Below are 26,476 nucleotides of genomic sequence, written 5' to 3' on the forward strand. Positions count from 1 at the left end.
GAAAAATTCGTTCAGAATAGATGGAGGAAAACAGCATGAAAAAGAAATATAAGCGTGCCCTGGCAGCGGCGCTGGCGGCGGTAATGATATGGAATACCTGTGACTGGCACCCGCAGGCGCTGGCAGGCAGTTCGGTGCAGTATATCGAGGAAGTGAAGGAGCTTTCGGATGAAATCCTGCATCAGGAGGTTCCGTATGGAACGAAATATAAGGATCTGGAGCTGCCGGACAAGCTGAAAGTGCGGGTTTTGGCAGAAGAAGCACCGGATGAAGAAGACAGTGCAGAAGATAAAGATGGTGCGGAAAAGATTGCTACGCCGTCGGAGCTTCAAAGCGGAGACGGTGAAGTGGAAACAGAAAAAAGGTCTCAGACGCTTTCTTCATCTGAAACAGATGGTACAGTTCGGAAAGCATCCCCATCTGAGGCAGATGTTATAGAAAAATCGGAAATAGGGGAGGATGACACTGAGCAGAAAGCATCCCCATCCGATGCGGACGGGACGAAAACCGATAAAAACTGGAAGGAAGTCAAGGTCCGCTGGGTGCTGGATGAGACATTCAGTGAGAAAGATACATACGATGGAAAAACACCGGGTATCTATGTGTTTGATGCGGAATTGAAAAGCAGCCGCTATGAACTGGATACCGGCTTTTTGCCGCGCATCGAGGTGACGGTGCTGCCGGAGGAAAAAGGTCCGGCAATCATCGGATTTTCGGAGTTGGATGAGACGATTGCGGTGCAGAAGCTGCCTCTTGGCGCGAAAGAAAGCGATATCGTCCTGCCGGATACACTGGAGGTTGAGGTGGAAGAGGCGGATGAAACGCTGGCGGAAGACAGCCAGAACGTGCATCTGGTGGAAGCAGTAGATAAGGGCACAGAGAAAGATACAGATGCGGAAACGGCAGTCTGGCAGATCTCCGGCATAACCTGGAAACTGGACGAAGAGCAGAGTGACCTTTCGGAGTTTCACGGCGGCATTTCCGAAAAAGACTATTTCGAGGAATTTGACGAAAACGGAGAGCCAGTCGAGACTTCGACGAAGACCTGGGCGGGCTATGAGGAGGCAAATCAGGACTACAACGGCTGTGCCTATGTCTACACACCGGTTCTGCCGGAGAAATATTCACTGGGAGAGGAGGCAGAGCTTCCGGAAATCTGCGTTCTCGTAGGAGAGATGCAGCTGATGACTCTGGCAGGCGGGGAGTATGATCTGAATAATGAGCCGCTGCGCATTAATAGTGCTAACCAAAATGCGTTTAACGGAATAACCATTACCGGCAGATATTGCCCTACCACGCGGCTGGATAATCCTCAAGACATTAAGGGCGGCATCATAATTGATAATGTTACGGTCGATCTGACCATTAAAAATGTAATGATCCAATCTGATGGGGCCAGGGGATGGAATCTGGCCGGTATTTACCTGAAAGGCAATGCCCAGCTGAATCTGACCTTAGAAGGAACCAATACACTTGTGGGACTGGATGAGGGAGCCGGAATTGAGGTGGGAAAAGGAGCAACACTGGTTATTACGGAGAATAGTACCGGAAGCCTGAAGGCAGTGGGAGGTGCCTATGGGGCCGCCGGTATCGGAGGAAAAGGAACAGCAAGTGACGAAGGTGCAGATAATAACTGTAGGACAGGAACGATTATAATCAAGGGCGGAACTATCGAAGCTGAAGGTGGAGCTTATTGGGTTTCCTATTCGAGGGATTATCATGGAGGAGCCGGAATCGGAACCGGTCGCTATGGAATCGGCGGAACCATTAAAATACTGGGTGGAACGATAACCGCAAAAGGAGGAAGGCAGACAGGAGCTGGAATCGGAGGCGGAATGGGTGGAAGTGTAGACACGATCGTGATCGGCGGGAGGAAAGACGAAGCTCCCAATATAGCCGTATCTTTTTATAAGAATGAAAAATCAGAATATCTGGGAGCTGCCATCGGCAGCGGATGGAATGGAGTGACTGATTTAAAATTATCCTGTGGCGATATCCAGATATTAAGTGGATCTGTGAAGGTAACGGGTGGAAATATTGGTTATGGAGAGTTATGGCCTCTTGATGGAAATGGAATGGAAGGCGGCAGTATCACTATTTCCGAGGAGGTGCAGTTAGAGCTGCCGGTTGAAAGCAAAATTGAGCCCCGGGGAGAATGTGCCTACGGGAAGAAAACATTCCAGATCACCGCTTATGACAACCAGCTTTCAAATGGAACCTATCAGGCTGACATATTCCTGTATCGGGAAAATGATACAGAAAAAGCAAACCCGGTTTATCAAACAAAGGCAGAAATGACTGTTTCTGGATTCAGGGGAACGATACCAGAGATAACCCGGTGGATGGGCTATTACGGGAATATGCAGATGGTTGTAGCACTGGAGCCTTCCGATGGCGGGACAGGTAAGACGATGAAGGGAACAGCTGCTCTAAAGAAAGGAAAGGATGAAACCATCTCCGTCACGCTGGGAAAAGCCGCTTACCAGAAGGCAATGGATCTGACCATCCATGATGGTCGTTTGAAGAATGATAAGAATTATACACTGACGGCTCGGATCGGGGAAGAAGCAAGTGAAGGCAGCGCTGCACCGGATGTAGTAACCTATTTATCTCAAAAAGCTTCCGGTTATCAGATAAAGACAGATAAAGTCAGCTGGTATACGCCCCTGTTCGGAGAGGTTCCGGTATCAGTTCAGGTACAGGAAGAAGGAGGAGAGGAAGGAGAAAATACGAATAGCTTTACAGTAACCGGATCCCTCTCGATGAAGCCAGAGGATGAAACGAATCTTTCCCTTACCATCGGAGAACCCCTGTATCCTGTCCGGTTCCACTTCTATTCATCCAAGGTGCAGGAGGCAGAGAATGTATCCCTGACAGCCGGACGATTGGCTGGAGCTGCTTCAGAAACTCCGGTGGAATTAAAGCAGGAAGAAGGCCAGTTTGCCTTTGACGGGAAGCTGACAATCGATGCAGAAGCAGGTAATCATGCATATGCCCTGGCATATCTTCCGGCCGGAAATTACCGGTTTTTGATAAATACAGGCATCAGAGAATTAGGCAGCTCCGGTGGAAGATTTACTCTGGACAACAAAACGGTAAAGGCAGAGGATGCAGGAACGGATATCATCGTATTAAATGATGCAGAGGCGTTGGAGGGAGAGCTGGATCTTTCCCTTGGAGATATATCTTTTTACGTGGATAATGGTCAGTTGGCGATTTCCTATTCTAAAAAAGTAGCCGATTCTGATCAGGTGGTTAGTGAGAAGTTAATAGACCAGTCCTATGCTAAATGCTATCGGATCACTTCATCTGGGAATAATGTGAAGAATTATCATCTCTCCGTGGATACACCAGCCTCCAAGGAATTAAAACTCGTATTCAATAACCTTACGATTACACCGGCAGAGGCTATCGCACCGATTCAGATAAACGGAGAATCCCAGGTAACTGCCTATCTGGAAGGGGAAAACAAGATTTCGATTAATAAATCAGCGACATCTTCATCAAAGTTAACTGTTTCACCTGCCGGCATCAGTGTGGCGAAGGATGCAAAGCTTACGATTGATAGTGAGCCGGAACAGCAGGGCTCCATAGAGGTGCTCAATAATACAAATGCAAGCAGGACGGGTGCAGCAATTGGAGGAAATGTAGAACAGGATGCAGGAATCATTCACATCAAGGGGGGAAATGTAATTGCAAAAATGATGAATTACAATTCTAGGGGAGCTGCCATCGGTGCTTCGGAAGGAAAAAGTGTAATAGAAATACGGATTAGCGGAGGAGTTGTAACTGCAAAAGGTAGTTGGGGTGCCGGAATCGGAACAGGAGGTGCTAATGGCAAGGAAAGAACCGGTAAAATCGTGATAGAAGGCGGAACGGTGAATGCAAGCTCGTCGAACGGTGCCGGAATTGGAAGCGGTATTGGATATGCCCGTAGTAAACCGGCGATGGCGATAACTGCCGATATTGAGATTCATGGTGGAATGATTACAGCCTATTCTGAACAGGGAGCCTGCATCGGAAGTGGTAATGACAGTTCATCGAAGGTGCTGATTGACGGCGGCACAATCTGCTTGGATATTAAGGAGTCATGGGAGAGATCAATCGCCCATATTGGGATGGGAAAAAATGATAATACACAGGCACCAACTGATGTGAAGATTAAGGGTGGAACGATCTGTTTGATAAGGGCGAATGGATATATACCGCGACCGATCATTTATGGCTGGGAAAAGACTGCAGATGGAAAGTGGCAACAGAATAAGCCCAAAGATGGGAACGGTAATCCGGTTTATTACACCACTGCGGATCTGACCGGTATCTATGAGAATAATACACTGGTTGAAAAAGCAGGTATTGAAGGAAGCTCCTACGTCTTTAAGGATGTCCGGACAGATTCCAACGGAAAGATCTATATGTACCTTCCGGTTTCGGAGGCAGTGAAAGCCTCCTTTGGCGGTGTGGAATTTACCGGAACAGTAAATGCAGACACGACTGAAAATGTATTAGAACGTGAACTGACTTCTGTTGATTATGGAAAGGAAGTATTGAAAAACAATTTACAGAGCGCAGTGGAATTTGCACAGTCAGAAAATGCGTCATCCTGGACGGAAATTCCGGTAAATGGTGCGGCATCGCTGACAGAGATTCTGGATAACCAGCCAGAAGGTAAAAAAGAGATTTCCCTGTATGTCCGTAAGAAAGCGGACACTTCCGGCGCTGCAACCGAGATAAAGATTCCGGCAAGACCGCCAAAACCGGCTCAGATAACAGATGTAACGAAAGGTAGCTACTCTATCAAGGTAAATGGACAGTTCGATTCCAGTTACGAGTACGGAATTGCCGAATCTGAGTCTGGTGAGCCTGAGTGGTGGACGACGAAGACGTTTACGTCGCCGAAGCCGGCTAACACGTATTACGTAACCCTTCGTGTGAAAGCAACAGACAGCAGTTTTGCATCGAAGCCAGCTGATCGTTTGGAGGTGACAACACCGGATGCATTACTGATCGACGGTCCCGCTGGCGCTGTATCCTTTGAAGCGAAGGGAACCTATGGACAGACGCTTGCTCAGATTCAAGTACGGCTGGCAGAGAAATTTAAGGTTGTTAATTATGGTAGAACGGAGGTTTCTGGAAATTGGCACTTCATTGAAAGGCAGGGCGGAATGTCTGCTTCCTCCATTTATCCGGAGGTAAAGGGAAGCACTGCATATCAGGTCGAATTTATACCTGATAAAGCATCGGAAGGGCAGTATGGAGAACCTTTGACCCAGAGTGTGACTCCGGAGATATCTCCGAAAGAGTTGAAGGCAGTTCTTAAGACACCTATTGTAAAAAACTATGACGGAAGTACCGGTATCGCATTAGAGGCGACGGTGGAGATAGAAATTCCGGGTCAGAGCACGGGTCATAGCTATAACATCCGCGACCTGAAAGGAAGCTTTGCAGATGCCAATGCCGGAACCGATAAGACGGTAACCGTTGATTCCTCAGAGGCAAAGGTTGAGACAGGCGAGAGTGCAGTGAATCTGCAGAATTACCGTATCATATATCCAGCTCAGACCGGAACGATCCGTCCGATACAGGGTTCGGTTTCAATCGACCAGAAAGCATGGATCGGAGAAAAAACCTATGGAGACGACAGCTTTCCGCTGACAGGTGTGAAGATAGTGGGAGATGGAGTTCTGAACTATACAAGCTCTGATGAAAAGGTTCTCACCGTGGACGCACAGGGACAGGTGACCATCAAAGGAACCGGTTCTGCAAAGGTAAGCATCACCATGGCAGGGGGAACGAATTATCTCGGTACAAGCACACCGGCAGAGGGAACCATAACCATTGAAAAAGGAACCCCCACTCTTACCTTAACGGCTGTGAACCGGACGACCGGAGTGCAGCTTTTGGAAGGAATTCTCGGAACAGAGAAAGAAGATTTCGACATCATTGCCAGAGTGCAGGGCGTTTACCAGGACAAGCTGCAGGGTTATGTTCATTTCTATGATAATGAAAATCCGGATGCAGATATAGTTTCGGTAGAGGAAGATGGAACCGCTGTACTCAAGTGGACGAAGCCGGGAGAATCATTTGTAGGCACCCACACAATCAAAGCCGAGTTTGATTTTGGTGAATTTGATACGTGGGAATCCAGATACAACACACCGGCTCCGGCATCCCTTACATTTGAAATCAGTAAGGCAGCTCCACCGGCAGAGGATAAGCCAGAAGACTCCGACAAGCCAGATAACTCCGACAAGCCAGACCAATCAGGCAGCCAGAGCTCTTCCTCCGGACGTGACAAGTCTTCCGGCAGCGGAGCGACCAGGCAGGATCCGGTGAGGGGAAGAACCAACAGCATCACAGGTATTCTCACAGGAACTGCCAACAGCACTGCCAATGACGGAAAGAGTCACTGGATGCAGGATGAACACGGCTGGTGGCTCCGCTTCGCAGACAGCAGCTACCCGAAGGCAGAAAAACGCGGTACAAATGGCATTGCATATGCATGGGAGCAGGTAAACGGCAACTGGTGGGCGTTCGATGAAAGCGGCTATATCAAGACCGGCTGGATGCGCGACGAAGACTATGGCGGCTGGTTCTACCTCGATCCGGAACACGGCATGCAGACCGGCTGGGTCCTGATTGACGGCAAATGGCACTATTTCCACCCGACCTCAGACGAAAGAAAAGGCATCCTGTATGTCGGACGTCTGACACCGGACGGCTACTATGTAGATGAAAATGGTGTGTGGGATGGGAAAGACAGACAGTAAAAAGAACATTTAGGTCGAAGTTTGATTGATTGCGGCTTCTATCTAAATACCTTATGAAGCCGAGTCAAAATGAAATTCCAATGTGTTTACAGCTGTATTCATGAAAAAATATAATGAGCGCAGGAGAAAAGAATGCGGCTGCGAAGCAGACATATTCTTTTCTTGCGCCATTAACGAACGAACAGCCATGCGAAGCAGGGCGGTAGAGCGCGATAGCGCGGGTTCGTGAGTGGACGGGTGAGAATACGTATGATATAATGAAACCTGGGGGATCATAATCTGATTCACAAGGGGAAAACAAACCGACACAGGAGGGGGAACACATGAAGAATTTCTACACCGAAGAACAGTGGAATGAGATTCTGAAACAGCAGGAATCCGTACTTTGCTACGACACATTTACCCGGAAACAGGCGCTTGAGCTGGGGCTTTTGATTGCAGAGGTCACGGAGAAAAAATATCACGGTTCGGTCGCTGTCCGCATCGTGGAGGACGAGACGACCGTCTTTGCCTACAAGATGGAGGGCGCGACGCTGGAAGCAGACTGGTGGATGACCAACAAGCTGGCAGCATCGCGGCTCACGGGGATGAGCTCGCTGCGGGCGCTGACGGCATCGAGAGCCGGAGAACTGGAAGCATCCTGGAAAGTGCGCGAGGAGAACTTCTTCGTGTGCGGCGGCTGCATTCCGGTTTTCATGAGAGATGGAAGCCGTCCTTTTGCCTATGTGATGGTATCCGGCATGGAACACTGGGACGATCATCAGGTGATCGCGGATGCGATGGCGAAACAGCTGGGAGTTGAGATTCCGGAGATTCGGAAAGAGCAGCCATAAAACGATTGACTTGTAAAAACAAAGACGTTTGCAGAAATGGAAGGTAGATGAGCTATCTGCATTTTTGCAGGCGTCTTTTGTGGTTTTACTGTGCCGTATGGCGATGAATTATCCGTTATTTTGTATAGCGCACTTCCCCACCTGGTGGTATAATTCAAGTATTATAAAATTTGATATGAAAAGAATATTTGCAATGACTCAGATGGTTTTTGCACAGCAAAGAACCGTCTGAGAGATCCAGAGAATGCGAGGGATGTGGATGAGTAAAAAAGAGGTACGTCAGGCGGCTGCGGAACTGACCGAGCGCCTTTGCGAAAAAGACTTTTTAGACCGGTCGGGGCTGAGCCGGAAAAATGTCATGATGCTCATGAACAAGGATCACTGGGAGGAGCAGTTTGCCCATATTTTCCCGATCAAAAAGCGGATTTCCTGCCGGGCGGTCTACGAGATCTGTGAGGAACCGTTAAGCCTTTTAGGGCATGAGCCGGAAGAGGGCTGGATGAAGTTTACCTACCAGTATGTGTGCCATATTCTCTACCCGGATGCGGAGTTTAAGAAGAAAAATGCCGCTTTTTCCGCCGGTGCGGAGTTCTATCTGGCAGTGCTTCAGTTCGTGTTTGACCGCGAGCGGGCGGTGCTTCCGTACAAACCGATGGAGGACTTTGCATTTTTGGATGATGAGGAAGCTTCAAGCTTTGAGTGCTCGGCAGAATACAGCCGTTTCAAGAAGTTTTTCGCACAGGAATACATCTATGAGATGATGCGCCTCAATGCGGAGGTGACGCCGTTTCGGACGCTGGAGCACATCGCGGGCGTGCATTATGTCGCGATGACGGTGGCACGCGGGCTTTACGAGGCGGGTGTTCCGATCGATCTGACGCTGACCTCGGGCGCGGCTGCAGGTCATGATCTCGGCAAATTCGGCTGCAAGCCAAATGAGCGGGTTCCGTATCTTCATTACTATTATACAAACCAGTGGTTCAACAACCATTCAATGGAATACATCGGTCATATCGCGGCGAACCATTCGACCTGGGATCTGGAACCGGAAAACCTGTCGGTTGAATCCCTGGTGCTGATCTATGCCGATTTCCGTGTAAAACAGAGCCGCGGCGATGACGGGCGCGAGATTACCTACATTTCTAATCTGGATGAGGCGTTCAACGTCATCCTCTCGAAACTCGACAACGTGGATGAGGTCAAATTAAACCGTTACCGCTTTGTTTATTCCAAACTGCATGATTTTGAGGATTATATGCGGTCTCTCGGTGTGGATGTGGATTTGAATGGACACCCGAAAAAGCCAGAGGTGCTGCCGGATATTTCCCTTCGGAATGCAGAGCAGACGGTGCAGTCCCTCGTTTTCATGGGTATTGAGCATAATATCCGTGTCATGCATCAGATGGGGGCGGAACGCCAGTTTGGCAATCTCCTCGAGGCGGCGCGCAGCGAGAAGGATTGGAAGAGTGTCCGCGCGTATTTAAACATTTTCCGTGAATATTTTACATATACAAACGACAAGCAGAAAGAGCAGACGCTGGGCTTTTTATATGAGCTTTTGATGCACCGCGAGGGCGACATCCGCGCGCAGGCGGCGAGGCTGCTCGGACACGTGATCGCGCAGTTCAACGCCGGTTACCGCAAGGAGCGCCCGGCGGGTATGCCGGATATTGCCGAGGAGCGGGTGATGGAGATCTGGAAGCAATATCTGGAAATGATCATCCGGCCGGATCACAAGCTGATGCTGCAGCAGAAACGGCGCATCCGTTATCACCTGAAAAATGTGCTGGCATCGGTGGTTGATCATGCGACGCCGGGCGATCTGCGGGAATTTCTGGAGGCATTTCTGGTTTGGTATGACCGGGCGGATGAGCTGGATCCGGGCGAGGCATTTTCTTTGCTGGATACGGTGCATTTCATGCCGTTTGATAAGCTGAGTGAAGAGGAACTGGGGAAAATCGCAAAATTTGCCCTGATTGAGTCGCAGAGCGGGGAACCGGATGTGCGGATCGCATCATGGCGCGCCTTCAAGCTTCTGACGGCGTACCAGCCGGATCATCCGTGCTGTGCCGAGATCGGCGTGTGCGTGAGGGCGGCGCAGGTTGAGGACAATATCACGATGACCTTTCTCAAATACCGCGTGTTAAATAATCTCGGAGAGGACACGGCGAGAGAACAGGAACTTTTGTACGACCGTGACGTTGTTTCCGATATTTTCCTGGATAACCTCAAAACAGCGACACCGTGGGTCATCAAGTCGGCCAATATCAAGCTGCTCGTCGATCAGATCGCCCATGGCAAACAGGAACATATGCTGCATATCGCAGCGCATCTCTCCAACCTTGTAAAGGTCAGCGAGCACGTGATCGTGCGCCATGATGCCGGAACCGCCCTGCTTCGCATCATCGGGCTTCTGACACCGGATCAGAGAAATGAGATCGTGGTTGAGCTGATGAAGGGGCTGGAAGTCGGTGAGTACGAATTTTCCAAATATATTCCGCAGTATCTGGGGCAGGCGGCGCTGTGGCTGCCGCCGGAACAGCTGGAGGAGATCGTTTCCTACCTGCATGGCATGATGGCAAATGCAAACGACCAGATAGTCTCGGTTGCGCTTGATACGGTCGGCGTGCTGCTGGAACGGTATTCGTGCTACCCAGAGCGCTTTGCGGAGGAAAAGGAGGTATGCGAGGAACGGCGCGGACGCCTGCTTGGCATCCTGCTCAGCGGTCTGGCCAATTACCGCGAGTCGGTGCGCCAGGAGGCGATGCTGGTGCTGGGGCAGACCGTCTTCGGCTCATCCTGGATGGAGTGCCGGGAGAAAAAAGAGTTGTTTGCTCTGTCCTTCCGCAAGATGCTGTTCTTATTCAATGAAAATAAGGGAAATGAGCTGACGGCATTTTATCGTGCGGCGTCCCTTTCCAATATTTACCGGTTCATCACGCAGTACCATATGACCGAGGGCAATTTAGAGATCAAAGAGCGGAACCAGGTGGCATTCTTCCCAGGCACATTTGACCCGTTTACGCTGTCACACAAGGAGATTGTCCGCGAGATTCGCGACCTCGGCTATGAGGTATTTCTGGCGGTCGATGAATTTTCCTGGTCGAAAAAGGCGCAGCCGCATCTGATCCGCCGTCAGATTGTGAGTATGTCGGTGGCGGATGAGTTCCATGTGAACCTGTTCCCGGATGAGATTCCGGTCAATATTGCCAATCCGGCGGATCTGAAACGCCTGAGAGAGGTATTTTTCGGAAAAGAGCTGTATATCGTGGTCGGCAGCGATGTCATTGCCAATGCCTCTTCTTATAAGAAGAAACCGGTTAAAAATTCGATTCATTCGATGAACCATATCGCGTTCCGACGCGTGGGTGATGTCAAGGCGGACAATAAATACAATCGTCAGATGATGGATCAGATCAGCGGCAAGGTTGTGGAGCTGGAGCTTCCGGAGCATCTGGAGGACATCAGTTCGACGAGAATCCGTGAAAATGTCGATCTGAACCGCGATATTTCGAACCTGATCGACCCGTCTGTGCAGGAATACATCTATTACAATGGTCTGTATCTGCGCGAGCCTGAATATAAACCATATATCCGCGCGCGTGCGATCTCCTATGAGGAGGTGGAGACGCCGGATGAAATGCTTCTGGCGGAAATTTCGAATTTTGTTCTGCAGGACGAAGAAGATCGCGAGAACCTGTTGAATTCGATGAAGGAGTCGGGCGACCGGCTGCTGCTTCTTAGGAATACCGTGCAGGAAAACCGGCTCGTCGGCGTGGCGCGGCTTCGTTATCTGGCGCCGGATGAGCTGTTTGCCGTTCTGGGACAGGTCAGTCTGGCAGATCAGGTGCGCCGCCATACCTACGGTGAGATTCTTCTGATTTCGGGTATCTATGTCGAGCGCGACCCGATGATCAACGACGCGGAACAGCTGCTTTTAACCGAGGCGATCGCACGGTCCTTTGAATATAAATGCGGCTATGCACTTTTCTTCCCGGCAGACGGCTATTGCCCGGAGCGCGTGCTGTCGGCGGTGGTCCGCCAGGGCTTTGTGAAGGCGCCGGAATCCCCGGAAGACGCGCCACTCTATCTGGTCGATATGCATGCGCCGCTTGTATTAGTGCAGAATCTGGAAACGACGTTAAAAGAACCATTTTCCAGCAATCCGCGCGTTCTGGATGCGATCTACAAGGCGCATCGGGAATTGCAGATGGCGATGACGCGCTTCTATCCGGGACAGCTGGTTCTTTCGATGTCTGCGAGCGTGATTTACCATCGTCTGGTGGAACGGATCACGGCGTTAAATGGTGTGCCGCGTGACCCAGTGACGCCGAGACACCTCGGCGGGGCGATGTGCGTGCCGTTCGGCAAGATCCTGCGTGGAAAAGTTATTCCGAATACGGTGACGAAGACGCTGCATACAGATAAAGTGTACGATCCGGAGCTGAAAGAGAAGTCGATCGAAGCGTTCCCGTACTATTCGCCGCTGCGAAGCCAGATCAAGGCTATCAAGTCCTTTGACCGCCCGGTGATTCTGGTTGATGATCTGCTGCATCACGGCGGACGTTTCGAGGCATTGGAACCGATGCTGCGCGAAGAGGGCGTGGAAATCAAAAAATTGGTGTTAGGTATGATTTCAGGCTACGGGCGTGACACGATGGCGACGAAGGGCGTGCCGGTAGACAGTATTTATTACATTCCGAATCTGCGGAACTGGTTTGTTGAGTCCACACTGTACCCGTTCATCGGAGGCGATACGGTGCGCCGCGATACCGTGAAGGTGGCGGGACTGACGCCGTCGATCAATATGATCCTGCCGTATGCCGCACCGCCGGTACAGGGAAGTACGCCGGAAGCCGCGTTTGAGTTCTCCGCGTGCTGCATCCGCAACGCGCGCAACATCCTTCTGGTGCTCGAATCCGAGTACCGGGCGCTGTTTGCGAGAAACCTGACGTTAAGCCGCCTGTCTGAAGCGGTCATCCTGCCGCTTTGCCCGGATAAAGGCGAGTGTGTCAGCTACGATCCGAATCTGGCAGCGTCGGTGTATCTGGAAAATGATTTGGAGATGCTGTATCGGACGCGGAAGTGAGAAATTATGTCAAATAACGCAAAATAATATCATGATACCAGGGTCAAAAGGTCAGAAGTTCGACGCAAGCTTGCTTGCAGGAGAATTTTTGACCTTGGGCCCCGCCAAAAACATGAGTAAGTAGCCATTTTTCAAAGAAAAATGAGCGAATTACGAATGTTTTTGAAGATTGCGGGAGCATATAGTGCGGAGCAATCTGGTATCAGAGGGGTCAAAATGTCTTTTGACCCCAACCATATCACATAAGATATCAAAAAAAGAGCAGGGGGTATGCAATATGTACTATTATAAAATTGGAGATAAAATCTGCTGTTCCTTCAATGGAAATTTATCATACGAAAAGGCAGAAATGCCGCACCCGGGCACGCCGCTCACATTCTTATTCGAGCGCGAGCCGGGAACCGGAAGAGAGTCTTTTAAGGTAAACTCGCCGCTGCTTTTATTCCAGGAGGCAGAGAATGTTTCCTGGCTGAGCAGCCGGAAGCTGGAAGCGCAGGCGGCAAAGAAAAATTGTGAGCTTGACGAGGCAGTCAAAGCTGCGATCATTCAGGGCGTGATGCGCGCAGTCAACCGCCTGCATCCGGATTTTGAGGCTATTTTGGCAGAAAAACCGCAGAAAACGAAGAAAAGAGTCCATGTGCTGGCGATCGGCGACGTCGGAAGTACGCTGTTGACCGGGCTTCATCTTCTGGGCGGCGACTGCATCAGTTCGATCGGCATCTGTGATATTTCCGATAAAGTGACCGCACGCTGGGAATTTGAGGAAAACCAGATCGCGTACCCGTGGGCATATGACGCGCTGCCGGAGGTCGATGTGGTAAAACCGGAAGACCTCTTTAAGTGCGATGTGTTTGTATTTGTTGCTTCCAAGGGAATCCCGCCGGTTGGTTCCGGTGTCAAGGATGTGCGGATGTACCAGTTTGAAAATAACTCCAAGATCGTTGCGCAGTATGCAAGACAGGCGAGAGCCGAGCATTTCAAGGGCTTATTTGCCGTTGTCTCCGATCCGGTTGACCCGCTGGCAAAGACGGCATGGCTGGAGAGCAACAAGGACGAAAACGGCATCCTTGATTTAAAGGGACTCCGCCCGGAACAGGTACAGGGCTTCGGACTGGGCGTTATGAATGCGCGTGCGGCTTATTATGCGAAGCGCGACGGGCGGTTTTCACAGTTTTTGACTGAGGGGCGTTCCTTCGGACCGCATGGACAGGATCTCGTCATCGCAGATTCCATTGAGAATTACAACGACGAGCTTTCAAAAGAACTGACCCAGCTGACGGTAACGGCAAACCTGCATATGCGCGCGATCGGTTTCAAGCCGTTTATCGCACCGGCATATTCCTCCGGCGCAATCTCCCTGATTCTGATGATGCGCGGCGAATGGCACTGCGGTTCCGTCTTCATGGGCGGTATCTTCATGGGCGTGAAAAACCGTTATACCGAATATGGTCTGGAAACAGAAATTCTGCCATTGCCGGATGCGCTGTATGAGCGGATTGTGACGGCGGAGGAAAATCTGAAAAGGATTGTCTGATCAATGAGTCTTATCGCAGGAAGGAAGCGAAAACAAGTGATTCATTCAAATTCAGAAGGAGATATTTATATAGAAGAAATGCCACTCCTCCTCGTCCATCTGCGCGAGGAGGAAAAAGGTGCGGATGCGCGCCTTTCGGAGGTGTTATCCTATGCGCTGGACGGCTACGTCTATGAGACAGCGACGGAAATCAGCACGTTTGAAGATTATGTAAACCGATGGAGGCGCCTGAAAAAGACACAGAATCGAAAAAATCCAGTCCAGGGACGTATCCTGTTTGCCGTGCCGCTTGGCACATCTGGTATCAACCTGGAGCTTTACCGCCTGATTCGCTTTCTGCGGGAACATCCGGATTTTCTGAACGGTTTTGTCGGCGGGCTTTTGGTGGACAGTGAAAATGACCTCTATTCCAAATCGGCGGCGAAGGATCTGGTGTTTGCCGCTAACTGCGCGGGCTGCGCGTTCGTGGGGCGTCCGCTCGTCGAAGGCACGCGGACACTTTCCAATTACACGATCGTTTCCAATAATCTTGGAACCGATCTGATGGGGGCATACCGCGAGAGCGCGGCGGGGCTGGTCAAAGAAGTACTGGGAACGGATTGCGTCAGGAAAAAATGTCCGAAAGTATTGGTATTGCACGCGTCAAGCCACAAGACCTCCAACACCTACGCGATCTGGAACCGGGTGAAAGAACAGCTCCCGGAGATGGAGATCCGGGAGATAGGGCTTCGAAACGGTACGCTTTCCGACTGCGCCGGATGCCCGTACAAGATGTGCCTGCATTTTGGCGAGCAGGGAAGCTGCTTCTACGGTGGAGTGATGGTCGAGGACGTCTATCCGGCAGTCCGCGAGGCGGATGCGATCGTGATGCTCTGTCCAAACTACAACGATGCGCTGTCGGCAAACCTGACTGCGTTCATCAACCGCCTGACTTCGCTGTTCCGGACGACGCGGTTTTATGACAAAGCGCTGTTTGCGGTGGTTGTGTCGGGCTATTCCGGAAGCGATATCGTGGCGGAACAGCTTATCGCGGCGTTAAATATGAACAAAACCTTCTATCTGCCGGGGCAGTTTGCGATGATGGAGACGGCAAACAATGCCGGGGCAGCGATGCAGCTGCCGGGGATTGAGGATCGGATGAATGCGTTTGCGGAGAGAATCCGGGAGACGCTATTATATAGGTAAAGAGGGGTTATAAGCAGGGCAGCGTCACTGGGAGAGTTTGTAACTGTTCACAGGTAGGAATTTTTTGAACTGAAAATTCCGTACGATACAGTTCCGGCAGCAGATTTTGCCGATTTGGAATGCGTAGCATCGGCAAAATCCCGTTGCTGGGCACACGTGTGTGAACAGTAACAAGAGTTTCACATCTGTTATAAAATTCTTTACAGATTTCATGAAACTAAGTATACTATATGAATATGTAAAAACTGTTTTACTCAGGCTAAAGACCATGTGAAATCGAACCGTTTAAAGAGGGAGAAAGGCAGAAATGAAATCCTGGAGACGAACATTAGCGATAGGCTTTATCATAGCGATAACTTCGCAGCTGTATTGGAACGTATTTGTCAACAATTTCCGTGTGTCAGCGTCGGTTATCCTGCTTCCGGTGCTGATTATGACAGTCGGAAGCCAGATTCACACGATGACGATCTGTACGGTGACGTCGATCATTGTTTTTTTGTTCCGAATTGTGATATATTATCTGCAGGGAATGCCATCCGAGATGCTGGTACAGCTTGCGATGCCCGGAGCATTCTTTTATATCGTGTACGGCATGATGTTCAAGCTGCAGATCCGGAATAAACATATCGCGAATCTGGAAAATGTGATTGCGGCGGCATTTTTCTGTGACTTATGCTCGAATATATTCGAAAACTTCCTGGCGGCGCTTCTTAAAAACAATGCGATGCCGGGACCGGATATAATTCAAAAGCTTTTTATGATCGCTGCAGTCCGCACACTTTTTGTGGCACTGGCACTGATCGGAGAACAGCAGTACCGGCTTCTTCTTACGAAAGCGGATCATGAGAGCCGTTATCAGCGGTTATTTCTTATGACAACGGGACTCAAGACTGAGATTTACCTGATGCATAAGAACACCGAGGAGATCGAGCGCGTCATGAGCAATGCATACAAGCTCTATGAGCAGATTCTGGAAAAGGATCTTCCACGGGAAATGCAGCAGATGGGACTTGAGATAGCGCGGGATGTCCATGAGATCAAGAAAGATTACATCCGCATCATTCAGGGCATTGAGGAGGCGATCGAGGAAGAGTCGAACGAGGAAACGATGAGCCTGCAGGATCTTCTTCGGATTCTGGAATCATCCACCTACCGGACCATGGCGGAGAAAAAGCTGGATATCCGTCTGATGTTTGACTGCCGGGACAATTTTATGACGCAGGAACACTACCAGCTTATGACGATTCTCAAAAATTTGGTAGGAAATGCGGTGGAAGCGATCGAATCGACGAAAAAAAGTGGGATGATCTGGATTCGGGAGTACAAAAAAGATGGTAATTATGTGTTTGAAGTAGCGGACGACGGACCGGGAATTTCAGAAAAACATCTCCCACGGATTTTCAATATGGGATATTCAACGAAGTTTGATGAAAAAACCGGCAATATATATAGAGGCGTCGGGCTCTGCGGTGTGAAAAACGCGGTAGAGGAGCAGTTTGAAGGTAGTATTTCAGTGGATTCGGAAGAGGGAAGAGGAACGAAATTCCATATTGAGATACCGATAGCGAAATTGGAGGAAATAGAGTAAATGGAGATTTATATTGTTGAAGATGATATGTCAGTGATCAGCGTCCTGCAGGATATTATTGAAGATAATGATCTGGGAATTGTCTGCGGTACTTCAGAGGGACAGCCGGCGGATGTGGATGATATCCTGGCAAAGAATCCGGATATGGTTCTGATTGATTTCCTGATGCCGGAAAAGGACGGTGTTCAGGTCATGCGCGAACTGCGGGAAAGAGGCTGCAAGGCAAAATGCATCATGATTTCCCAGGTGGCGGCAAAAGAATTGATCGGCAAGGCATACGATGCGGGCATTGAGTTCTTCATCAGCAAGCCAATCAATATCATTGAGGTAAAATCGGTCATCCGTAATGTGGATGAGCAGATCAAGAATGAGAAAACACTGACGAATATTAAGAAAATGTTCATGGCAGAGATCGCGGATATGCCGAAGGAGAAGAAAAAAGATGACGGTTACGGCAGAAAGGTGCTTTACATTTTAAACCGTCTCGGCATGTCCGGCGAGAAGGGCGGCGACGATATCCTTCGGATCTGCGAGTATCTGCACAACAACGGACGCCCGATCTCCCAGGTCAGCATCGGTCAGCTCTGCGAGCTTTTGAGCGATGCGCCGAAGAACATGGAGCAGCGTGTCCGCCGTGCGATCGCGGTCGGCATGTCGAACCTGGCACATTTGGGTATTGAGGATTTCATGAATGAAACCTTTACTGCATACTCCAGCACCCTGTTCCCATTCGAGGAAATCCGGGCAGAGATGGATCACATCCGCGGTAAACGCCGTTACGGCGGCAAAGTCAGCATCAAAAAGTTCATCGACAGCCTGATGCTGGCGGTAGATCGTGAGGTATAACGGGTAGATTTACAAAACTTTCCAATTTATTTATCATAAGTTAAAAAAATGTTATAAAAATTTTATGTTTTTATGATGGATCTTGTAGTTTTTTGTCGGGGCTACAGTATTATACACCTGCGAGCAAGAAAAAAAAATAGGTTGGAGGTAGTTGTATGAAGACAATCGAGCTTGATATGTATCAGGCAACCGCAGTTGCGGCACTTGTACTGTTACTGGGACGTGTTCTGGTAGCTAAAATTTCTATTCTTCGTCGGTATTGTATTCCGGCACCTGTAGTTGGTGGTTTCCTTTATGCAATTGTTCATACCATCGTAAGAGGCATGGGCATTCTGGAAATTTCCTGCGACATGACACTTAAAAACGTATTCATGGTAGCTTTCTTCTGTAGCGTAGGTTTCACAGCATCCTTCCGTATGCTGAAGAAGGGCGGCGTTCAGACAGTTGTATTCCTGGCTCTGTCAGCTGTTATGGTAATTCTTCAGAACGTTCTGGGGGCTGGTCTGGCAAGCGTATTTGGTCTGGATCCTCGTCTGGGTCTGGCAACCGGTTCCATCCCGATGGTAGGTGGTCACGGTACTGCTGGTTCCTTCGGACCGTTACTTGAGGAATTAGGCGTAGCAAATGCGAGCGTTGTAGCTATCGCTTCCGCTACTTATGGTCTGGTTGCAGGCTGCGTAATCGGTGGTCCTATCGCAACTGCTAAGATCCGTAAGTACAAACTGTCCGCAGTTGCTGAGGCAGCTACTAAGACTGAGACTGTAGAGACAGATGAGACTGGTGCAATCGATTCCGCTAGAATCCTTGACGGTCTTCTGTACTTAATCGTTGCTATCGGTGCTGGTACTATCGTATCCATGTTCCTTGGCAAGTTTATGACATTCCCGTTCTACATCGGCGCAATGTTAGTTGGTGCTATCATCCGTAACATCATGGATGTTCAGAACAAAGAGATCCCGATGGAAGAGATCAGTACACTGGGCGGTGCTTCCCTTTCCGTATTCCTGGGTCTGGCTATGATCGATATGAAGCTGTGGCAGTTAGCTGAGCTGGCTGTACCGATGGTAGTTATGCTTCTTGCACAGACAGTACTTATGTTCTTCTATGCAAACTTCGTTGTATTCAACGTACTTGGCAAATCCTACGATGCTGCTGTTATGACCAGTGGTTTCTGTGGATTCGGTATGGGTGCTACCCCGAACGCTATGGCAAACATGCAGGCAATCACCGGCGTATATGGTCCGGCTCCGACTGCATTCATGGTAGTTCCGCTGGTAGGTTCCTTATTCATCGACTTTGTAAACGCAACTATCCTGACAGGATTCATCAGCTTCCTGGGCTAATAGATGCGAATTTCAAGAGGTCTGCTTTTGGGCAGGCCTCTTTTTTTGCGTAATAGGAAATTTCTTGGAATTTTCTATCACACAAAAAGGAACGAATGTGCCAATGATACGTACTCGCGCGAAGATGCAGGTTGTCGCAAGCGGCCGCGCGAGACGCCCGAATGTGCCAGGACACATTCGTTGTCCATCCCCGAGTTATAATCAAGAACAATATAACTCCATAAGCAAATGATAATAACATCTATAAGACTATTTTTATTTGATTTTGCCGAAGAGATGATATATAATACATTACAGAAACAGAAAAGTTCACAAAAACGATTTGGAACCAGAGGGAAAATTGTACAAGATAGATGAATATATCATCGAGTATTAGTGGTAACCATAGTTGAGTGAGCTATTCAAACTTATATACATATCAGGAGGTATTATCTAATGAGCAAGTATGTTGACAGAGTTCTTGCAGAACTCAAAGAGAAAAACGCACATGAGCCGGAATTCCTTCAGACTGCAGAGGAAGTATTATCTACTCTGGGTCCGGTTGTAGATGCACATCCGGAGTACGAGAAGGTAGCTCTTCTTGAGAGAATGGTTGAGCCGGAGAGAACAATCGAGTTCCGTGTTCCGTGGGTTGATGACAACGGTGCTGTTCATGTAAACCGTGGCTATCGTGTACAGTTCAACGGCGCTATTGGACCGTACAAAGGAGGCTTACGTTTCGCTCCTTCTGTAAACCTGTCTATCATGAAGTTCTTAGGCTTCGAGCAGACATTCAAAAACAGCTTAACAACTCTGCCGATGGGCGGCGCTAAAGGTGGTTCTGACTTCGATCCGAACGGCAGAAGCGACAACGAGATCATGAGATTCTGCCAGTCCTTCATGACTGAGTTATATCGTCACATCGGACCGGACGTAGATATCCCGGCTGGTGACCTTGGTGTAGGCGGACGTGAGATTGGTTATCTGTATGGTCAGTACAGAAAACTTCGCGGTGCATTCGAGAACGGTACTATCACAGGTAAGGGAATGTCCTTCGGTGGTTCTCTGGTTCGTCCGGAAGCAACTGGTTACGGCGCTGTTTACTATGTAGAAGCTGTTATGAAACATGAGAACGATACAATCGAAGGCAAGAGCGTTGTTGTATCTGGTTTCGGTAACGTTGCTTGGGGTATCTGCAAGAAACTGGCTGAGCTGGGTGCTAAGGCTGTTACCCTGTCTGGTCCGGATGGATACATCTACGATCCAGATGGTGTTGTAACTGAAGAGAAGATCAACTACATGCTGGAGATGAGAGCTTCTGGACGTAACAAAGTTCAGGATTACGCAGACAAGTTCGGCGTACAGTTCTTCCCAGGTGAGAAACCGTTCGGCGTTAAGGCTGACATCATTATGCCGGCTGCTACTCAGAACGATGTTCGTATGGAAGAGGCTAAGAAGATCGCTGCTAACGGCATCAAGTACTACATCGAGGTAGCTAACATGCCAACTACCAACGAAGCTCTGAGATTCTTAATGGATCAGAAGAACATGGTAGTAGCTCCGTCCAAGGCTGTTAACGCAGGTGGCGTTCTTGTATCTGGTCTTGAGATGAGCCAGAACAGCGAGAGATACAGCTGGACAGCAGAGGAAGTTGATTCCAAACTTCATCAGATTATGACTGGTATCCATGATGGTTCCGCAGCAGCAGCTGAGAAATACGGCTTAGGCTACAACCTGGTAGCTGGTGCTAACATCGTTGGTTTCCAGAAAGTTGCTGACGCTATGATGGCTCAGGGTATCTGCTGGTAGTCAGTAGTTCCCCATACCATATGGAGTGAATGTATAAGTAATATAATTGCATAACGCAGTTACATAAAAGAACTGCTGATTCGGACAACCTGGTGACAGGAAGTCCGGATCAGCGGTCTTTTTTGCGTAATAGGAAATTCCTTGGAATTCCCTATTACGCAAAAAGGCACTAACGTGCCAAGGAATAATTCTTCCCTCCCACACATAAAATAGTAATGGTAATTTTTGACAGTCTATCTAAGACGTAAATGTTCAAGCAGGGAGGAGAATGAGAGAATGAGAAGAACAAAAAAGACGAAAAAAATGAGAATGCAGGGACACATGGCAGTAGCAATTTCCATGGCGATGGCGGCAGGGCTGGCGCTGACGGGATGCGGCAGTACCGGAACGACAGGAGTATCGGCAGAGACATCTGCGGGAGGTAAAAATGAAGCCGGGAGGAATACTGCCGGTAACACAGCAGGCGGACAGGAAGAAAGTCAGAGTGGGGCTGGCGCTGCGCAGGTGACAGACACGAAAAAGGGCGGAAAGGATGGCGGAACCAGCCTCATTTTCACGACGGGAGGCGATCAGGGTACATATTATGGATTTGGCGGCGTGCTTGCAGGAAAGATAGGGGAATCGACCAGCACTTCGGTGACGGCGATCACATCGGGCGGTTCACAGGCAAATATCGAGGCGCTGGATGCACATGACGCGGATTTGGGATTTGTGCAGTCGGATGTCATGGCATATGCCTACAATGGTACGAATCTCTTTGAAGAATATGGAAAAGTTGCTGATTTCTCGACCGTGGCGGCGCTCTATATGGAGCAGGTGCAGATTGTTACGCTGGATCCGTCGATTCAGTCGGTAGCCGATCTGGAAGGCAAAAATGTTTCGGTCGGCGCGGCGGGGTCAGGCGTCTATTATAATGCGGTGGATGTGCTGGGAGCATATGGATTGGATATCGAAAAAGATATAAATCCGACGTATCAATCCTTTGGGGACAGCGCAGAGGCGTTGCAGGATGGCAAGATTGATGCGGCATTTGTCGTAGCGGGTGCACCGACGACCGCAATCACCTCCCTGGCAGCGACGAAGGATGTGTATCTCGTCAGCCTGGACGATGAGCATATGGATCAGCTGATTAAAGAATCGCCATATTACAGCAAAAACACGATCCCAGCGTCCGCGTATGGAACGGATGAGGATATCAGGACGGTGGCTGTCGGTGCGGTAGTAGTGGCGCGCGATGACGTTCCGGCAGAGGATATCTATAACTTCTGCTATGGCGTCTTTGAAAATATGGATTCCATCAAGGCGGCGCATGCGAAGGGAGCGGAGCTGAACCTTGAATTTGCCACTTCGGTCACAGCGGTTCCGTATCATCCGGGAGCAGCGGATTATTTCGCAGAGAAAGGGATGGAGGTGCCGGTGAAATAAGGGGGAAACCCAGAAATGAAGTATGAAAGGGGGTTATACGAATGGGTGAATGGAAGGAAAAGAAAAACAGGGCACCAGATCTAAAATACCTGGAACGTGAAAGCCTGAAAAAGGGCGATTCGGACACAGGGACAGCTGCGGATGTTGAGTTAGTCATGAAAAAATATGACCGCGAGTCCAACACGCGCGTCTGGCAGGGGAAACCAGCATCGATCATCCGGTGGCTGTCGGTATTATTTTCCGTTTACAGCATTTATGTGACGCTTTTCAGTACCGCCTTGCCGGAAATCCGGTTGTCGATGTTTCTGGGAATGATTCTGATTCTCGGGTATCTGCATTATCCGATTCAGAAGGGAGACGGACGCATCAACCATATGCCGTGGTACGACTGGGTTCTGATGGCAGTGGGGGCGGTTCCATTTTTCTATTTTGCGGCGAACGCGCATGCGATCATTAAGCTGGCGACGCGGGTCACGAAGAATCCGGTTATGGTGCTGATGGCGATTCTGGCGGTGCTCTCGCTGATGGAACTTTGCAGGCGTTGTGTGGGAATCCCGATTCTCTGTGTGGTTGGTGCACTGCTTGTATATACATTTGCGACGGTGCGTTTTGGAAAGGTTATTTATGATTTATTTTACACGACGAGCGGCGTTATGAATACGCCGATCAATGTCTGTGCAAAATATATTGTGGTCTTTATCATTTTCGGGGCGTTTCTGGAACGGACGGGGATCTCGAATTTTTTTATCGACCTGGCGAACTGTCTCTGCGGTTCCTCGGCGGGCGGTCCGGCGAAGGTGGCGGTTATCTCCTCGGCGCTCTGCGGGATGGTATCGGGATCTTCGGTTGGAAATACTGTCACAACGGGTTCGGTCACGATCCCGATGATGAAAAAATGTGGTTACCGCCCGGAATTTGCCGGAGCAGTGGAGGCGGCTGCTTCGACCGGCGGGCAGATCATGCCGCCAATCATGGGCGCGGCAGCATTCCTGATGGCAGAATATATGGGCGTGCCGTATGCGACGGTGGCGCTGAAAGCGATTCTTCCGGCAGTGCTGTATTTTGCGGGTATTTATATCGCAGTGCATCTGGAGGCACAGAAACTGGGACTTCGTGGAATTCCGCGGGAGGAACTGCCGCAGATGCGGGTGCTGATGAAACAGATCTATCTGCTGGCACCGTTGATTGTGCTGGTGGTGCTGGTATCGACAAATACATTTACGATGCAGTTTTCTGCGTCGGTAGCGATCTTTGCCGCGATTGCGGTCGGTGCTCTGAACCGGAATAACCGGATCACGCTGAAAAAGATTGTGGATGCGCTGGAGGCAGGCGGACGCGGCACGATCACGGTGGCGGTTGCCTGTGCGATGGCGGGGCTGGTGGCTGGATGTATCACATCGACCGGTCTGGCATCGAAGCTGATCACGGCAATTGTGGCAGTTTCCCAGGGAAAACCGCTGATCGCGCTGTTCCTGACGATGTTATGCTGTATCGTGCTTGGCATGGGCGTTCCGACGACGGCAAATTACTGTATTATGGCGGCGACCTGTGCGCCGATTCTGATTGCACCGGAGATCGGGATCAATCTGGTCTGCGCGCATTTCTTTGTTTTCTATTTCGGAATCGTGGCGGATATCACACCGCCGGTGGCATTGGCAGCTTATGCGGGTTCCGCGATCGCGAAAGCGCCTCCGATGAAAACGGCGCTCAATGCGACGCGGCTGGCGGTTGCCGCTTTTATCGTGCCGTATATTCTGGCATTTAACCCGGCGATGGTATTCATCGACACGAATGCACTGCAGGTTGTGCAGATCTGCATCACCTCGCTGCTCGGTATCTTCGGGATTGCGGCGGCGCTTAACGGTTTTCTGTTTGGATGGCTATCCGTTGTAGAGCGGCTGGTTTTGATCGTGGGCGGTCTGTGCATGATGGATCCGGGCGCATGGACGGATCTTCTGGGACTTGTGTTGGTTGGCGGTGTGACATTCTGGCAGAAGAACCATGGATTGGAGAAAGATGCGGAGACGGGTGTTGGATGAATGAATTTGCATTGCAGTTTACATAACGTGTAAACTGTGATGTGAAGTGTGTGTAAACGTAGACCGCACAGGCGCAGGCATGTGCGGTCTTTTGTGGCATAGGAAACTTCGGGCGGTTTCAGCAAGGTATGTTTTTTGTTTCCGGTGGGATGTTTGCAAACCAGAGGCTGTGAATCGGGCGGTAGCGAATCGATTTTAAGATAATTTTCACAAATTCACTCTGGAAATATCGGGTGGAATATGGTTAAATAGTCAATAGAGTTTTGCCACCCAAAAGAGTGTAGAAGGAACGGAAAGGAGAAATACCAGGATGGATGAGAATAAAGAGTTGGTAGAGACAATGGAGGACTATGCCGAGGAGCTGGAGGCGTCTTTCAAGCGTCTGCATGAGGGCGATATTGTGACTGGCACGGTTGTTGCAGTGACGGACGACCAGGTGCTGGTGGATTTGAAATATTTTGCTCAGGGCGTGATTGACCGTGAGAATCTGAGCAATGATCCGGATTTTAATATGAAAGAAGAGATTCAGCCGGGCGACCTGCTCACGGCAACGGTAATTCAGACCGACGACGGCGAGGGCAATGTCGTTTTATCCCGCAAGGAGGCGAATGACAGGATGACGTGGGAACATTTCCGTCAGCTGCTCGATGAGCGCACACCGCTTGAGGTTACTATTTCCGAGGTCGTAAACGGCGGTGCGGTTGCGATGGTGGAAGGCGTGCGCGGCTTTATACCGGCGTCGAGACTGGATGCAGCGTATGTCGAGGATCTGGACAGCTGGAATGGAAAGAAGATTCCGGTGCTGGTGATTGAGGCGGATGAGGAGAAGAAACGTCTCGTCCTGTCCGGCAGAGAGTTGGCGAGAGAAAAACAGGATGCGGAGAAGAAGAGCCGGATTGCGCGTTGTGAGACCGGCGCGATCATGGAAGGAACGGTCGAGACAATCAAGCCATACGGCGCGTTTGTCCTGCTGGAAAATGGCTTAAGCGGACTGGTACACGTTTCCCAGATGAGTAAAAAGCGCGTGGAGAATCCGGGTGCAGTCGTAAAGGTGGGACAGAAAGTGACGGTGAAAATCCTGTCTACCGCAAATGGCAAACTAAGCCTTAGCATGAAAGAGGTAGAGCCGGACGAAGCGCCGGAAGAGGAAGTATTTAATTATCATGAGTCAGGCGAGGCGACAACCGGGTTTGCTGAGCTGTTAAAGGGCTTTAAATTTGACTAAATAGCAGTAAAGGAGAGGGAAAATTGAATATCCCTGAGACGTATAATCAGCTTGACCAGTGGACGACAGTCATGTTTCTGTACAATTCTGCCCTGAAAGCGATTAACACGAAAATTGAAATTCTAAATAACGAGTTTATTCATTTATATAATTACAATCCGATTGAGCACATCAAATCGCGCCTGAAAACACCGGAGAGTATCGTCAAGAAGCTTAAACGCGGTGGACATGAGGTGACGATCCCGAACATGATTGAGCATCTGAGCGATATTGCGGGCATCCGTATTATCTGCTCGTTCAGCCCGGATATTTACCGGATCGCGGAGATGATCGCGCGTCAGTCGGATGTGACAGTGCTGGTGGTGAAGGATTATATCAAGAATCCGAAGCCGAACGGCTACAAGAGTTACCATATGGTTGTGACGATCCCGATTTATCTAAGCGATGGTCCGGTGGATACGAAGGTGGAGATCCAGATACGGACGATAGCGATGGATTTCTGGGCAAGTCTGGAACACAAGATTTATTATAAATTTGAAGGAAATGCGCCGGATTATCTGGAGCAGGAACTGAAAGCCTGCGCGGATATGGCGGATATGCTGGATAATAAGATGTTTTCCCTGAATCAGGCGATCACGAAGATTGCGGAGGAACAGGCGAAGGAGAAGGAAGCTGCGAAAGTGGCGGAGGAAATGAAGAAAGCAGAGCGGGAGGATGTGCCCGCGGGGAACGAGCAGGAGCCGAAAGACGGGAAACGGAGCGGGGAATCTGCGTCCGGGAACCGGAAAGAAGCCGGAGAGTAAGAGACGAA

Annotated in this window: 13 protein-coding genes; all 13 read left to right on the forward strand. The window is 49.8% G+C overall.

Going from position 1 to position 26,476, the window contains the following annotated elements; all coding sequences use genetic code 11:
- Positions 1–35: 35 nt before the first annotated feature.
- Positions 36–6,770, forward strand: a complete 6,735-nt coding sequence (locus tag DXC57_RS15065) for a YDG domain-containing protein (RefSeq protein WP_118653384.1) — start codon at positions 36–38, stop codon at positions 6,768–6,770.
- Positions 6,771–7,093: 323 nt separating this feature from the next.
- Positions 7,094–7,603 (forward strand): heme-binding protein, encoded by a 510-nt coding sequence (locus tag DXC57_RS15070; protein WP_118469480.1) that lies wholly within the window; start codon positions 7,094–7,096, stop codon positions 7,601–7,603.
- Between the two features lie 259 nt (positions 7,604–7,862).
- Entirely contained in the window at positions 7,863–12,692 is a 4,830-nt protein-coding gene (locus tag DXC57_RS15075; protein ID WP_118653398.1) for a cytidyltransferase-related domain protein, read from the forward strand.
- A 277-nt stretch (positions 12,693–12,969) separates the two neighbouring features.
- Positions 12,970–14,226, forward strand: coding sequence for a lactate dehydrogenase (locus DXC57_RS15080; protein ID WP_118653386.1), 1,257 nt, complete (start codon positions 12,970–12,972; stop codon positions 14,224–14,226).
- Between the two features lie 36 nt (positions 14,227–14,262).
- Complete coding sequence (locus tag DXC57_RS15085) at positions 14,263–15,411, forward strand: NAD(P)H-dependent oxidoreductase (RefSeq protein ID WP_243022518.1); 1,149 nt, start codon at positions 14,263–14,265, stop codon at positions 15,409–15,411.
- 307 nt (positions 15,412–15,718) lie between these two features.
- Complete coding sequence (locus tag DXC57_RS15090) at positions 15,719–16,999, forward strand: ATP-binding protein (RefSeq protein WP_107000642.1); 1,281 nt, start codon at positions 15,719–15,721, stop codon at positions 16,997–16,999.
- Positions 17,000–17,845, forward strand: a complete 846-nt coding sequence (locus DXC57_RS15095) for a DNA-binding domain-containing protein (RefSeq protein ID WP_022359963.1) — start codon at positions 17,000–17,002, stop codon at positions 17,843–17,845.
- 155 nt (positions 17,846–18,000) lie between these two features.
- Entirely contained in the window at positions 18,001–19,188 is a 1,188-nt protein-coding gene (gene gltS, locus DXC57_RS15100) for a sodium/glutamate symporter (RefSeq protein ID WP_118469477.1), read from the forward strand.
- 435 nt (positions 19,189–19,623) lie between these two features.
- The gene (gene gdhA, locus DXC57_RS15105; protein ID WP_117796258.1) at positions 19,624–20,976 is read left to right on the forward strand and encodes an NADP-specific glutamate dehydrogenase; all 1,353 of its coding nucleotides are present in this window, start codon (positions 19,624–19,626) and stop codon (positions 20,974–20,976) included.
- Positions 20,977–21,252: 276 nt separating this feature from the next.
- Positions 21,253–22,401: a TAXI family TRAP transporter solute-binding subunit gene (locus tag DXC57_RS15110; protein WP_243022519.1), complete on the forward strand. Its 1,149-nt coding sequence runs from the start codon at positions 21,253–21,255 to the stop codon at positions 22,399–22,401.
- Between the two features lie 41 nt (positions 22,402–22,442).
- The gene (locus tag DXC57_RS15115) at positions 22,443–24,440 is read left to right on the forward strand and encodes a TRAP transporter permease (protein ID WP_182426688.1); all 1,998 of its coding nucleotides are present in this window, start codon (positions 22,443–22,445) and stop codon (positions 24,438–24,440) included.
- Between the two features lie 310 nt (positions 24,441–24,750).
- Positions 24,751–25,665 carry a S1 RNA-binding domain-containing protein gene (locus DXC57_RS15120; protein WP_107000639.1) on the forward strand — a complete coding sequence of 305 codons (915 nt, stop codon included), beginning with the start codon at positions 24,751–24,753 and terminating at the stop codon, positions 25,663–25,665.
- Positions 25,666–25,736: 71 nt separating this feature from the next.
- On the forward strand, positions 25,737–26,468 hold the full coding sequence (locus DXC57_RS15125; protein WP_333489802.1) for a GTP pyrophosphokinase family protein: 732 nt from the start codon (positions 25,737–25,739) through the stop codon (positions 26,466–26,468).
- Positions 26,469–26,476 lie beyond the last annotated feature (8 nt).

The sequence above is a fragment of the Clostridium sp. TF06-15AC genome, from assembly GCF_003481165.1.
GTDB lineage: Bacteria > Bacillota > Clostridia > Lachnospirales > Lachnospiraceae > Otoolea > Otoolea fessa.

What these genes read in the sequence shown, in the direction of transcription:
- DXC57_RS15125 (WP_333489802.1), top strand. Translation starts at nt 25,737, where the DNA reads ATGTTTCTGTACAATTCTGCCCTGAAAGCGATTAACACGAAAATTGAA.
- DXC57_RS15120 (WP_107000639.1), top strand. Translation starts at nt 24,751, where the DNA reads ATGGATGAGAATAAAGAGTTGGTAGAGACAATGGAGGACTATGCCGAG.
- DXC57_RS15095 (WP_022359963.1), top strand. Translation starts at nt 17,000, where the DNA reads ATGGAGATTTATATTGTTGAAGATGATATGTCAGTGATCAGCGTCCTG.
- DXC57_RS15080 (WP_118653386.1), top strand. Translation starts at nt 12,970, where the DNA reads ATGTACTATTATAAAATTGGAGATAAAATCTGCTGTTCCTTCAATGGA.
- DXC57_RS15075 (WP_118653398.1), top strand. Translation starts at nt 7,863, where the DNA reads ATGAGTAAAAAAGAGGTACGTCAGGCGGCTGCGGAACTGACCGAGCGC.
- DXC57_RS15110 (WP_243022519.1), top strand. Translation starts at nt 21,253, where the DNA reads ATGAGAAGAACAAAAAAGACGAAAAAAATGAGAATGCAGGGACACATG.
- gdhA (WP_117796258.1), top strand. Translation starts at nt 19,624, where the DNA reads ATGAGCAAGTATGTTGACAGAGTTCTTGCAGAACTCAAAGAGAAAAAC.
- gltS (WP_118469477.1), top strand. Translation starts at nt 18,001, where the DNA reads ATGAAGACAATCGAGCTTGATATGTATCAGGCAACCGCAGTTGCGGCA.
- DXC57_RS15115 (WP_182426688.1), top strand. Translation starts at nt 22,443, where the DNA reads ATGGGTGAATGGAAGGAAAAGAAAAACAGGGCACCAGATCTAAAATAC.
- DXC57_RS15070 (WP_118469480.1), top strand. Translation starts at nt 7,094, where the DNA reads ATGAAGAATTTCTACACCGAAGAACAGTGGAATGAGATTCTGAAACAG.
- DXC57_RS15065 (WP_118653384.1), top strand. Translation starts at nt 36, where the DNA reads ATGAAAAAGAAATATAAGCGTGCCCTGGCAGCGGCGCTGGCGGCGGTA.
- DXC57_RS15090 (WP_107000642.1), top strand. Translation starts at nt 15,719, where the DNA reads ATGAAATCCTGGAGACGAACATTAGCGATAGGCTTTATCATAGCGATA.